We start from the raw sequence: 12,971 nt of genomic DNA, 5'->3' as shown, positions 1-12,971 counted from the left end.
CTGTATATCAAACTGGATTAACGTAACGCTTCGGCTGTCTTCTCGGAATAGCTATCCAATTGCTCCTCTTCAACGATCTTAACAAACGGTTGATCGGCTAAAAGTTTAATTGCCTGATCATAAGGCTTGTACAACTGATGGTTTTTAGGCCGTGCCACCAATACATCAAAACGAGCGTTATGTTGCTGAGCATAAGGACGTAGCACGGTAAACTGCCCTACGTTAAGGGTTGCCTTGTCGGTAATTGATTGCTCTAATTTTAAATCGAAACTGACTGGCTTTACCAAATTATGACTACCATTTTGCCAGGCAAACGCAAACTGATACGCGAAGTTAGTACCCTCGGGTTTGATCGTAAACGGACGCTCAAACGCTTCACGGGACAATAACCCATTTAAGCGTCGCTGAAGGCGCTTCTGATATTCTTTCAGTAAATAACTCTCATCATGGCGGACAGTATGCTGTTCGTCTTCATCGTAAAACGAGAGGTATAGTTTATAGAATTGATCGCTGATCGCCGATAAATCCGCTGTGTATAGAACAGAAGTTTTTACGTCACTAAACTGCAAAGCGCTACTATCACGAATAAAAATCTCGTTGTCAATAAGTTGGCGCGGATGCGCTTCGTAATCAGCGAAAATTTCTGGCTGTTTCGTTAATTGATTGGTTCTGGCGACAATACCCTTGAAATAGGAGCGGATGATTTTTTCGGCAAACTTGGGATACAACTTTCTGATACGTCCTAATCGCTCGGGGTGTAGGAAAATAGCCTGGCGTTGCTCAGGAAACAATAGCAACACACCAACGTTCAGTACTTCACCCAGGGACTGAGCGTACCGGTATTGCAGGAGGCTATAATAGAAGACTGAGTTCACGCGATTAATGTCGTTAAAAATTTACAAAACTCTCCAGCGCGGGCTTTAGTTTGCAACAGGTGCTTACGTATAACGCAAAGAAATGTCTGCACATATTTAATAGTACTTATAACTTTTTTGAGTGAGTAATTACGTAGAACGAGCTAATATAATTCAGCAGTTTTGTAACTTTCGGATACTGAGCAAAAAGCTAGGGTCAATTAGACTGCCAATTGGCTATTTGATAAATAAGCTAATGATCAGTTTGAAAGAATTAGTACGTATTTATGCCTTTAAGACCACATCTATTATTTAAAAATCCGAAGGAGGCTGAAACAACTTTTCGCTACTCTAATCGGGACATGAGTCAAACTAAATCAGCGAGCGATGAAAACCGACCGGTCGATTACTTTGCTCCATTAGTCGAAAGTCTCAGTCAATCGCTAATCGGCTATCAGTTCGAACAGATTCGTAGGCAACAGGAGCGAAATCCTGACCTAGCAGTGCCAGTTAATATCACATGTATAGAAATAAATTTCCCCAAGCGTTTCGATGCGACAGTATATGAACCGTACTATCGTAACACGTTTGGACTCTCGCCAGTACAATACACTAATTTTCACCAAACAGCCCTGTTCGCTGTTGTTGATGAGGTTCGTTTTCGGGGCTTTATTGGTCAAGTGCAACGGGCAATAGAAAGCCAAGATCATAATAATCCCAATTACGATACGCACATCCGGTTCGTCAGATCTTTTAGCTTACTAACCAGTGAGCGCATCCGAAGCCGCATTAAAAATCCACGCGATGTTATCTATTTGTCGTTGATTGAGGATACTGAAATTTTTCAAACACGTGTCCAACCAATTCTGACGAGTTTAAACAAATATCTAGTAGAACGAAATATTGAGTTTGTCTTCAACTATACAAACAATACTATTGAGATACCAACGATAGATGAGGGTACTCTTCTTGAAATTGCTAAGAATTTCGATATCGTACATACAATCAGTTCCGCAAACGCAGGTATCCGTGTTCGTCCTAGCGAGCTTGGGCAAGTTGTTCGCGAACTCAGATTTCGAGTAATAAATGCCAGCGAAGACTTGCCAATCATTGGCATTATTGATACTGGCGTAAGCGATCAAACTCCTTTAGCTCCTCTATTAATTGATGTAGGGAATGATTTTGACGTTACAGGAGGTAACGGCCGGGTAGATTCTGCTGATCATGGAACTGGGGTAGCCAGTTTAGCCGTCTTTGGGGAACGTTTAGCCAATATCGTTTCCGACGAATTAGAAGCTGATGCTAAAATTTTACCTATTAAAGTCCTGTCGGGTTCTACTGGTTATCTACCTAATCATGTAGTAGTGAACTACATTCGCCGGGCTAATCAAGAACACGGTGTACGCTTATTTGTCCTAACAATCTGTTACGCAGATCATTTAGAAACAAATGAGTTGACATCCGAGTATGCTTACGCGCTTGATAAGTTAGCATATGAATTAGATATACTTATTTGCATTTCAACTGGTAACCGCGATCACGATATTAGCCTGTGTGTACCAAACTATCCTACACACTTCTTAGACGATTGCTCAAACATAAAATCACCGTCGGAAAGTATGAATAACTTGACGGTCGGTGCAGTGGGAGACAATTTTGAAGAAGTACCTATTACGATTAACGACTGGCCTGTACATGATGGATCTCTACCTGCCATCTATACTCGAAAATTCCATCTTTCTCATGATATTAAGGAGGTAAATCGAAATCGGCATGTACGTAAGCCTGATGTGGTTTTCTCTGGCGGCAATTATCTGGAAGTAAATCATCCACTTTTTGGCGCAAGCCATGATAGTACCATGCGTGCCGGAATGCAGTTTTTTTCGGAAAACTTTATTGCACAGGGCTTAATACGAGATGCGGGAACTAGTTACTCTGCTCCGCTTATTGCTAATATAGCTGCTAAAATTCTTCGTCGGTTTCCCTCGCTCCGTATGCAGTCAGTTAAGGCGCTAATTGTTAACAGCGCTGATGAGTGCAATTCATTTAATCATCATGGATTAACCGAAAAACAGGAGCAGTTTATTTATGGTCATGGTAGACCATCACTGGAAAAGTGCCTGTCATCAAATGACAACGAAGTAACGATTGTTATTGAAGACAAAGTGGACAGCGGTATGACAAAATCCTATCCTATCTATTTGCCTGATTATTTACAGCACAATGGCAAAGAGAATGCATTATTAAAGGTTGAAGCTACTTTGTGCTTTAGCTTCCAGCCTATTCAGTATAATCAAATGGCTTATTGTCCTGTTAATATCACATTCGGAGTTTTTAAAAACTTGCCTTTATTTCGGCAGGAACAAATTATAGATGAGGATGGTAAAATTAGGTTAGAAGATACTGGTATAGTCGCTAACCACAAAGAGAATGTGGTATTGCATCAAAAAGGTTATTGGTCGCAAGATGGTTTTGGTAAGGGCAAGCTTCTCAGTAATGTTCAAAAAGTAGAATTAAATATTAGCCGTAGCAATCTGATAAATGAAGCTTTTGAATTTAAGATTGCAGTAGGGTGTCGTCGGCATGGCAACTTATCTGATGCTCAGGCAATTTCACTTCCTACAAGTTACAATTATTCTCTAGTCATTCGTATAAAGGAAAATCTGCCCGAAAGTCAATTGAGTAACCGACTCTTTGATGAGCTAGTTAGTCTAAATGAATTAGAGGTATTAGGTAGATTGGATCTTGAGGCTGATTTAGAAGCAGATGCGGAATAATCGACTCAATTAGCTTCCAACAAAACTTTACGTTCCTGCTCTATCAACTCAGCCCAGACACTGGTTTGAATCTTGATTGACTTCTTTACTTTACCTTGTTGTAAAAACAGGCTTCGTTTTATAGCTGTCAGTAAAGCCTTTTGAATTGTATAATACGAAAGTCCTACTGAATTGCTAATAATCCGCTGTGAGTTCTCTCTGTTGTCAAAACTGAATGGTGAATCAGCAAGCGTCTTTTTGACTAATTCTTGAATATGACTTTGGTCAGGTAGATGTAGCTCTACAGCTAAGTCAAAACGACGTAATAAAGCTTCATCAATCATATCTTTTTGATTAGTTGCTGCAATAACAATGCTGCCTTGCGGTAAGTAATCAAAGAGTTGCAAGATTGTATTAACAACACGCTTCATTTCTCCGTGATCCTGGCTATAATCCCGAACTTTACCCAACGTGTCGAACTCGTCCATAAATACGATACAGTCTTCGGTAGCGGCTCGCCGGAATATTTTAGCTAAGTTTTTACTGGTTTCGCCCAGCTTAGAAGAAACAATAGCTCCCAGGTTGATGACAATCATCATTTTCTCCAACTCTCCGGCCAATACATAGGCTGCCAAAGTCTTACCACAGCCCGATGGGCCGTAAAATAATACCTTATTTGAGATAGGTAAATCATATTGACGGAGCAGTTCGATAGAACGATGTTCCTCGATAAAATAAGCTAACTCGGAGTGGACGGCTTCTGAACAGACCAGGTTAGGAAACCGGTAATCGGACGTAAGCTTTTCAAGTATGAACTCACTTACTTCACGATCTTCTTCCCGTAATATGTGCTTAGGAGACCCTAGCTTAACGATTCCATTCGTTTGCTGTTGACGAATAGCATCCTTTAAAATCGACTGAAGCTGAAGGGCAAAATTGACTTTCTTCGTTTGCTTTGAGTGCTCAATCAGTTCATTAAGGGTAAAAAGAAGCTTCTCTTGGTCGTTCTCCAAGCCATACTTCGCTATTTCCTTAATGTAATCTATTTGTTGCATCGCTCTTTAAATTACACAAAATAAGGGATAATATCTAATGTATTTCAATGAATAACATTAAACCCGAAGACTTATTTTAAATAGGCTTTATCAGATTTGATTTTATGTGCCATACGCTAAAATAGACTCAGCTGCTTGTGCATCATATAGCCACTGGTATTGATATTGAGGTAAAATCCGTATCTAATCCAATTTTGAAAACGCCCCCTAAATCAGTAAACTTACTTTGGAGCATTTATACTTATGATTGCGAAGAGTAAAACTAGGTTAGATTATGTTTGATACACTTGACTTTGCGCAGATTATTTTCGCGCAGGAAATTAGCGCAGATCGTCGGTACGAAACTTTGGGATTGCCATCGTCAAATCGTCAGCATCTAGCTACCGTCGTTTCCTATCAACACCTCACTGATGGTTGGAACGAGGACAATGGTATTGCGTCTACGCATCAAACGGTAACGATTGCACTTGACATTGCCCTGTTGCTTACGGCTGCCGGGCAGGTTATTTATCATACATCGCTGGGGCCTAACGGCGAAATTATGATTAACCTCCGCAATGAAGGCAAGTCAGCGGAACTGCTGGCTTATCCGAATGGCCGAAACAAATTTGTGCGCATTGGACCCGATGAGCCACCACAACAAGGCGCACTGACACCCGAGTCGTTGCGAGAAACGTTACAATGGCTTAACCGATAACGTAGTACTTAATGAATGATACGCCCGTAGCGGACGAGGAAGAATTATACCGAAGTATCTACCGCACACCCTGGCATAAATATGTTGACCCTGACGGTAGGCCCACATCAAGAAATTTCAAGTTGAGACCAAAAGATGGAGGTAAATTGTCCGTCGATGTTGCCAGTCTGACTACGCCGGAGCAGTCGGTACGTGATCTTAGCAAATTTGCATTAGCGTCCCTTACCAATGTTGATGTAAAAGCCATTGGGCTTTCAACATATTATGATCCCTGTACGGTGGAAGAACACGGTTTTGATAATCCAGCTCATGCCTATATATGGGGTATGGATGATGACGATGATATTAAACCGGCACTTCTAGCCCAGAAAGCCGTTGTGATTTTGAAGTAAATAAAATCTTCCTGACATTTTACTAAAGATGGTTAACCTTTAAATCAGCCTATTTTAAGGTTAACCATCTTGGGTGACCTTATTTTTGAGGTACAATTGTTCTGCTAACCTTAAAAAAAGCCGATTTTAATGTCACTGAACCGCTACATTTAGTCAGAGCAGACCGAAAAGGACTTCATTAAAACAATCTGCGAATCGCTTTATGCCCACTCTCTACGACTTTTCGTCATCCCTGCTTATTGACGCCCGCAACGGCCTTTAGATTTGAGCCGTTGTACGATTCCAAGATGAGCCGTGTAACTTGGTGCCACTCACAAAGCGTGTTAAATGCTCGAAATAACTCAAAGAATAGGGCCACCATGGCGCGGTCAGAAAGTAGGTCCACTAACTATTCTGGTTTTCATTTTATGAACCCGACTTTCTGGATCAATCCAATTGATAATCAAATTGTTAAAAACTTGGTGGCGCCCAAGTGACGGATTTTACGGTCCGCCGTTGCGGTACGAAACGGCAAAGCGACCCACAGGTGTTGGTACAACCGGAGCATTAACCCGGCTCGTTTGCGACCCACAAATTAAGCCGGGTTTTTATACAATACCTGCTATTTCGTTTACAGACTGAGCGTGAAGGTAATGGTCATCAGATTGCCGTCGATCGAGCGATCCTGAATAATCATCCCCGTGTCCTCGTTGTAGAGCCGATCGCCAATCTGGGGCAAGACCCCAAAGAGTGCATGGAACTTCTTGATGCTGATAAAGCAGTCATTGACCCGGTCGATGTAGGTGGCCGCTACGATTGGATCTTCGTACCAGTTGGGCTGACGGGAAAGCTTTCTGATTTCGGTCAGGATTCGCTCCGATAAAAGGAACTTGATGCGAAAGGTCTCAATTCGCCACTGCTCATAGTGCAGGCTACTGATCACCGGTTGAACCGGTATGGGTATAAAGTCCATAAGTTGCTGGAAAGGGCTAGACCAGCAACTCTAGTCAGAAGAGCGGAAGGAAGAGGTATCCGTTAGACGTGTATAGGCCAAAGGTAATCTATTACGGAACTATAGTCCATAGATTAATGGTAGTTTAATCATAACACCAAACGCCGGACGTATCACACCCGGCGTTTGCTCAGCTTCAGTAAACGATGTTCAATAGAAAGCTAAATGACTGACGGAGCGGTAACGATGCCAGCCATGGTCACACGGCGTAATTTGGTTCAGCAAAGGTCAATGGTTGGTCATCAATAGCAACCAAATCCGTTTCATCCGGCTCGGCGGTTAATGCCGTTGGCCTGAAGAAACCATACAGGGCTAAGCCAATAAAAAGTACCAGTAATGGGAGGTTGATGAAAAGAGCAACGGGGTCAGCCTGGGGCTGAGCAACCAATTCAGTAGTAAGCATACAGAAATAGGGAGTTACGGAGTACATAAATACAGGCAAAACGGCCGCTTTGCCTGGGCTATTACACCCTAGACTGCTTATTGACTAAATGGTCATTTTTGGGGTATATACCACCGGGCGGCTGTATCAATTTATCCAGCTCAGGCCCTTGTATCCCCGCAGGTAAAATATCGGATGATTATGATCCCGCCATTTACACTACCCCACAATTAGCTTTTACTTGCTGGAGTTTAGCCTCTAGCTGCTTGAATCGGTCGTCTAAGGCCACCATCTGCCGGTAGAAAGCTATGCGGTGCGCTTCTACTTGCCGCTGGCTTTCTTTAACGACAGCGGTTATCATCGGTTATGAATCGTAATTGCGCCAGGTGTTGGTGAAAATACGCGTGTCTGTCTACAAAGGATAAAGACGAAAGCTCTGCCATCAGCTAGTCTTGTTTCGTGCGACCTACTTTGTTCTAGTTGGCTTGATCACCCCGTGAGGATAGATGGAGCTAAACCAGCCCGGCTGCGTCAGGCTAGCCGTTGGAGGGTAGGGTCCTCACCACTAGCTCACCATTTATAACATAAACCCATCGGATGAGCTTTAGTTGTTGACCTTCATAGTAGTTCCCCTCTGGTATGGTAATGATGATTTTCACGGGCCATACCCCACAGGGGGAACCCAGGGAGTGTACGTATGGCGGACCTACGGTAGAGGCTTGCTTCAGTACGCTGAATCTGCTGGTCAATGACGGCTGGCAGCTGGATACGGCAAACCTACCCGAAAGTGCTACTCATGCTGTATGGCTACCCATTAAAGCCTTTGACGGGAGGTCAATGACCAAGCAACTACAGAAACTGGAAAGAAGCTGGCAGGAAGCTTTAATTATTTGGTAAATCAGGGTACATTACCAGAATATATGTGTATACCCCCCGGCATGGGTGCACAGCTTGTTGACCCACCGGTTCTCATGGATTTCCCAGAATTACAGGTACAATTTCCCTTATCGCAAGAAGCCGAATTGGACAGGGTAGGGTGGCTGTAACGTCTGGATCAATCGGCTTTATCATAGTATCTGATCAAGATGAGCGAGCAGGAATTTTGAAAAGCAAGCAGCGCGGCAAGCAAATGTGGTGTTATCTAACTGATCTGGCGTTTGCTCAGCTTATTGAATTGAGCCTAGCTCGAAACGTCAAGTAAACCTAGCCAGCCAATCATGGTGGACCTCATAACCCGTGAAAGCTAGGGAGAAAATTTTAGGAAATAGGAGTCAATCAGCCTACCTTTCTGCTCGTCAAAGAACGCTTGCTTTTCCAGCGAACCTACTACTCCATTCACTCCGCTATCGATCCCATTATTGTGAGATCAACCCTATTGGTAAGCCTGACCATACTCGTTCAATTAACTGTAGCCAGCACCTTTGTTTGGGAGGCCCTTCGCCAAAAACCGCTCGCCAGTCGGCTCCGGGCCAGCTCGACCGCGCTGCTGTTCATCAGCGTGGCTTTGCTACTGACCTGGCTTTTGATCATAGAGCCATAATTGGCAGCGAGGAGGTCAGGCTGTGGTTGACGTATACACGCAAACCTCCCTCTGGCAAGCCGCGAACCAACGGTTGGCTTATCGAGTTTGTTGCTGAGCACAGTAGTATTGAATCTTTTCCCGGCTGCGCTTGAGCCGCATCTTGACCGCGCTCAGCGTGAGCTGATGGATTCTGGCCAACTCTTCCAGGCTAAGTCCCTGTTCGTATTTCTGACGCAGCAACAACTGCTCCTGCGGGGGTAGGCTAGTCAGTGCCTGCCGGGCCAGATCCAGACTCTCTTCCTGGACCCGGGCTTCACCTGATTCGCCCAGAGAATCTTCCAGACGCTCATCAATTGAGGTAGTCGGTAGCCGTTTCGCCAGGCGAATCTGATCGGCGCAGTAGTTGTAGGCAATGACGTTGATCCACGTAGAGAAGCTAGACCGCTGCTGAAAGTCGTCCAGCTTACCGAAGACTTTGATGAACACATCCTGGGTGAAGTCCTGGGCTTGTTCAGCGTCTTTGGTCATGAACAGACACCGCTGGTAGACTTTGTCAACGTACTTTTTATACAGTTCTTCAAAGCACTGGTTGGGTTGTTGGGTCAGGTGTTGACGAATCAGCTCGTCATCAGAGGTTACTTTTTTCACGCAGATGCTACCAGTAAGGATTCGATTGTATTCAATGTATCTACGTGTATTGACGATAGCAGCGATTTTAGGTAACAATATTAACTGGAAAATTTATTAGCCGGCGGTATTTGGTTGCTTAGCTGTGAGTGATCAATTTTAGTTCGGGCAGCCTCTAGCTGTGTAGGACGTGTAGAATGTGCAGGTTTAAAAACAATCTTTTTTTAATCCCTGCGCTAACGGCTAAAAGTACATTTACGACATAAAAACCCCTCTAAAACCGTGTTTTGAGTAGAATGAGTAGAATTCACCGGGCCAAAAAACACCTTTATTTATTACTTTTCTACTGCCCTAAACCCTTACGATGCGGATAGGGAAACGAGTCGCAACAGGACGATCGCTTGGTGGTTAATCGCTTGCAATCGACCGATATGATTCGTTAACGTTTCGCATCGGCTTATGATCGATTGTGAGTCCGTTTAGTGCATCTCAAGGTTTAATTTTTCCAATTCAGCCCGCATGCTATCCTGCAGATTTAGTAGTTGACTAGTCGGACACTGGCCAAGCCAGCCGGTTTTTGAGATGGTGGTCTGTGAGCTGACATCCGAACCCAGGCAGGTGCTGAGTTGATGGTAAAGTTGGTAAAAGTTCGTGATGACAACCAACCACTTGGTAAGTATCTCATGTAGTCTTATAACCGGATCGGGATCATGCCTTTGTTTTCCATGGTCCTGCATTCGGTTTTGGTTGACTCGTTGGTTCACTAAATAGATAGAAGAAAAACAAAAATAGAAGAATGAAAATAAAAAACGCCCCTTATATGTTGATAAGTTGCTGAATGGCAAATTTATATAAACACAAATGGTGGGCATGGCTCTTTGTTTTGGCCATTCGAAAATCCTGGTCACTTCGCTAAGTCGTTTTTTGCCTTTTTATGAATTTTATCCACGGCGTTTTAGGGTGAGTTTTGGACACGTGGAAAAAGGAGTGCCTAGGGGGCCTTTTCTGGTGGAGGTCAAACCACGTAGAGCCTCTTTTTAGCCAGTTGCGGAGTATATTTAGTATATTCTGGGCCTCAGAGTGGCGTACCTTTTGCCGGTTTTGCCGGGTAGTCGTGTAAGCGTTTTTAGATAAATAAGTTGACGTGTGCCCAAAACATAGTGGCCTATATATACGGTTTATGACTCAACCGACTACTGTCTCATGGAATTTATTGTGCTTCTCCTGTTGCTAGTTCTAGCAAGCCTGCTAATTGTAGCCACTGCGGTCGCTAATCACCTTCAAGCTGAGCTGAACCAGCAAAGTAAGGCTGAATATGAGGTAAAGCTTCTTATCCAGAAACAACGCTACCAGTTAGACGACTTGCAGCGTAATAACCGATTCCTGGTAGCCGAAAATAGAGCGTTAAAGGAGCAACGATTTCGGATTCAGCGGGAGCAGCTACTGGCTAGTTTAAATTAGTGGGCTTTACCATACATCCTGCTACGTAACACCACCGTAGCTTACCCTTGCCCAGCCATTAACTAACGAGCACCGCTATATAAGAAACCTGATGCCCGATCGAAATGTACCCGCTACTGCTCTGTCCTCATCCGATTTTCGAGATCATTTAGGTAATCAAGAACACGTTTGCTGATCACCTGGAGGGGCTTAATGAACAATTAAGCTTAGGCCTTACTCAGCTTAATTATATTTTATGAAGAACTTTTTATTTTCTCGCTGACCGGTTTATGCGTACTTTCTAACCCAAGCCTGCTATCGCCTATTCCTTCTCTACTGGCAAGAATGGCTGCGTTTCAGTAATTTCTACTTAGGTAATAATTATCTACATCATTCTATTCTATGTAGATACACGCTATATATAAACTTTCCAATCATGTAGATTAAGGCACAAAATGTTGTCGTTCTAGCTGCAACAGAATACACTTCGCTGGCCGGTGAGATAGTCTGTACATTTTCCATCTTGTCTTTGTGTCCAACTTAAACTAAACTGAGTAAACATGTTGAAGCACGTATCAATTCTTGCGTTACTAGCCATTGGTTTAACGAATTGCCATAGTCCGGAAAATCAGACAGCCGTTGCCCCAACGACGACCGAAACACTACTGGAAGCAGACCGGGCTCGGATCGAATTCAGCAAAACGTTAGCCAAAGCACTGGTTGACAAAGATCTGCGCGACTTTTTGAGAAAAGAAGCTTTAAAGCAATTTGACAACGATTACGATGTATTCTTTCATGCTTTGAAAGGAAAGAAAGTAAAGGAAGGGGTTACCTTTTCAGATTTATTAGCCACGTATCACAGCTCGAGGCAGGAATTTGAGTCGGTCGTCAACAGTCTGCCCAAGCTCACGATTCTGGTTCCTGATTTCATCGTCACTTCGGCTAAACGCTGGGATACCGAAAAGCTGATTCCTCAAGTTGCCGTAGCCACGACAGAATTAGAACAGAAGCGGGTCAATTACATCCAGGTTTACAATGCAGAAGGCCAGGAATCGCGCATTGATCCTGTCAAATTTCCCGACAACTTGGTCTTAGTAGTCAAAGATAACGAGCGGATTGGGGTCGCCGGTAGCGGTGGCCGGACTACCATCGATCCAACCTGGGATTTTTATTTTACCGATCAATCGAACCAATACTATTTTACGAGTACCCATTTCAACCGGGCTAAGGCAGCTCCAGCCCGATCGGGTACTGTCGCTAACACGAATCGTGTTCAGTCGACGGCTGGCGTTCAAACCATACCCAATTGCCCGCGGGAAGATGTGTACTACAGCAATGAAGATTTCAACAACAATGTATTGGAGCGGTTAGCCTACTTCCGCTTTACCAGCTATGACAAAGTTGGTTTTATTAGTGAGAATTTTACTGAAGGCAATTTAGAAATACGAGCGCAGGTTCTGCTAGGTGGACAGAGTTCAGGCGCTTTCTCGAACTATAACTTTGGTACACTGAGCATCCCCAAAACAGCGGCCTTATTATCTATTCCTGGCTATATGGACCGGGTTGAACGGGAATACGGTGCCGGTTGGCGTGAAATATTTCAAGGTGTGCTTAATGAGCATATTGCCCAAGGCATTATGGTTGAATCGCCTAGCTCGACGCTGAGCGGCCCCTGGTTGGTATGGGGGGCTGATGTGATCAGCTGGAGCCCTCATCGCTACGGCGACGAAATAAAGTACATCTTCAAAGAACACGATGAAGGAGAAACGGTAAAAGAAGTGAAGACCTTTGAGACGGGCTTTAATGCTTCTTATGGTAAGAAAGATGTCTGGAACATTGGCTTTACCGGAAAAGTGACCGGCTCGACTGAGATTAGCTACACCAATACGTCGGATGACTGTGGCGAACAGGCCGTCTATTACTGCTCCAGCTTTGGTCTGAATGCTCCCTACCGAAGTACCGGCGACATAGACTATGCTTTCGAAGTGCGCTAGGCGTTATTGATGTCTAATTTTATTCCAGTTACCCCAGCGGATGATCAATCCTGTTTGACATCTACTGGGGTAATTTTTTTAATTAATCGGATTGAATTATTACAGGTATATGGATTACTCCCCGCCGTACCTACTGTCATCAGCACGTTACGGTAGTTTTCGTAGTGTCGCAACAGCTAGGCAACGGACGTGCTAGCCACGTAGGCCTGGTTAAGAACAGCGCGGGGCGAAGGCGTTGGAGAAGTTGGAGTATTGCAGGCC

General features: G+C 43.9%; 13 protein-coding genes. 7 read left to right on the top strand and 6 right to left on the bottom strand.

Annotation, left to right across the window (positions count from 1 at the left end; translation table 11 throughout):
* Nucleotides 1–17 precede the first annotated feature (17 nt).
* The gene (locus IC230_RS29230; RefSeq protein ID WP_191042624.1) at nt 18–875 is read right to left on the bottom strand and encodes a DUF3037 domain-containing protein; all 858 of its coding nucleotides are present in this window, start codon (nt 873–875) and stop codon (nt 18–20) included.
* Between the two features lie 341 nt (nt 876–1,216).
* Here IC230_RS29230 and IC230_RS29225 point away from each other — a divergent pair, with 341 nt between their 5' ends.
* Nucleotides 1,217–3,631: a S8 family peptidase gene (locus IC230_RS29225; RefSeq protein ID WP_191042623.1), complete on the top strand. Its 2,415-nt coding sequence runs from the start codon at nt 1,217–1,219 to the stop codon at nt 3,629–3,631.
* A gap of 5 nt (nt 3,632–3,636) precedes the next feature.
* On the opposite strand, the gene IC230_RS29220 is transcribed toward IC230_RS29225, so the two are convergent.
* The gene (locus tag IC230_RS29220; RefSeq protein ID WP_191042622.1) at nt 3,637–4,665 is read right to left on the bottom strand and encodes an AAA family ATPase; all 1,029 of its coding nucleotides are present in this window, start codon (nt 4,663–4,665) and stop codon (nt 3,637–3,639) included.
* 274 nt (nt 4,666–4,939) lie between these two features.
* Between IC230_RS29220 and IC230_RS29215 the strand changes: the two genes are divergently transcribed.
* Nucleotides 4,940–5,362, top strand: a complete 423-nt coding sequence (locus IC230_RS29215) for a hypothetical protein (RefSeq protein ID WP_191042621.1) — start codon at nt 4,940–4,942, stop codon at nt 5,360–5,362.
* 11 nt (nt 5,363–5,373) lie between these two features.
* Nucleotides 5,374–5,754, top strand: coding sequence for a hypothetical protein (locus IC230_RS29210; protein ID WP_191042620.1), 381 nt, complete (start codon nt 5,374–5,376; stop codon nt 5,752–5,754).
* A gap of 610 nt (nt 5,755–6,364) precedes the next feature.
* Here IC230_RS29210 and IC230_RS29205 read toward each other — a convergent pair.
* The 3 genes from IC230_RS29205 to IC230_RS29195 all read right to left on the bottom strand — a co-directional run bounded on the left by IC230_RS29205 (nt 6,365) and on the right by IC230_RS29195 (nt 7,488).
* On the bottom strand, nt 6,365–6,706 hold the full coding sequence (locus tag IC230_RS29205; protein ID WP_191042619.1) for a hypothetical protein: 342 nt from the start codon (nt 6,704–6,706) through the stop codon (nt 6,365–6,367).
* Nucleotides 6,707–6,944: 238 nt separating this feature from the next.
* Nucleotides 6,945–7,148 carry a hypothetical protein gene (locus tag IC230_RS29200; RefSeq protein ID WP_191042618.1) on the bottom strand — a complete coding sequence of 68 codons (204 nt, stop codon included), beginning with the start codon at nt 7,146–7,148 and terminating at the stop codon, nt 6,945–6,947.
* 193 nt (nt 7,149–7,341) lie between these two features.
* Nucleotides 7,342–7,488, bottom strand: coding sequence for a hypothetical protein (locus IC230_RS29195; RefSeq protein WP_191042617.1), 147 nt, complete (start codon nt 7,486–7,488; stop codon nt 7,342–7,344).
* 284 nt (nt 7,489–7,772) lie between these two features.
* Between IC230_RS29195 and IC230_RS29190 the strand changes: the two genes are divergently transcribed.
* Both IC230_RS29190 and IC230_RS29185 read left to right on the top strand, forming a co-directional pair.
* A complete protein-coding gene (locus tag IC230_RS29190) occupies nt 7,773–8,024 on the top strand; it encodes a hypothetical protein (RefSeq protein ID WP_191042616.1) in 252 nt (83 codons plus the stop codon).
* A 463-nt stretch (nt 8,025–8,487) separates the two neighbouring features.
* Entirely contained in the window at nt 8,488–8,667 is a 180-nt protein-coding gene (locus IC230_RS29185; RefSeq protein WP_191042615.1) for a hypothetical protein, read from the top strand.
* Between the two features lie 78 nt (nt 8,668–8,745).
* Here the strand turns inward: IC230_RS29185 and IC230_RS29180 are convergent, their stop codons facing one another.
* Entirely contained in the window at nt 8,746–9,297 is a 552-nt protein-coding gene (locus tag IC230_RS29180) for an RNA polymerase sigma factor (RefSeq protein WP_191042614.1), read from the bottom strand.
* A 1,182-nt stretch (nt 9,298–10,479) separates the two neighbouring features.
* Between IC230_RS29180 and IC230_RS29175 the strand changes: the two genes are divergently transcribed.
* Nucleotides 10,480–10,737 carry a hypothetical protein gene (locus IC230_RS29175; RefSeq protein WP_191042613.1) on the top strand — a complete coding sequence of 86 codons (258 nt, stop codon included), beginning with the start codon at nt 10,480–10,482 and terminating at the stop codon, nt 10,735–10,737.
* 539 nt (nt 10,738–11,276) lie between these two features.
* Nucleotides 11,277–12,710 carry a hypothetical protein gene (locus tag IC230_RS29170; protein ID WP_191042612.1) on the top strand — a complete coding sequence of 478 codons (1,434 nt, stop codon included), beginning with the start codon at nt 11,277–11,279 and terminating at the stop codon, nt 12,708–12,710.
* The last annotated feature ends 261 nt before the right edge of the window (nt 12,711–12,971 follow it).

Source organism: Spirosoma validum, from assembly GCF_014699035.1.
In the GTDB taxonomy this organism is placed as follows: Bacteria; Bacteroidota; Bacteroidia; order Cytophagales; family Spirosomataceae; genus Spirosoma; species Spirosoma validum.
The sequence above is the reverse complement of the archived record's forward strand: the minus strand, read 5'-3'. Positions and strand labels throughout refer to the sequence as shown.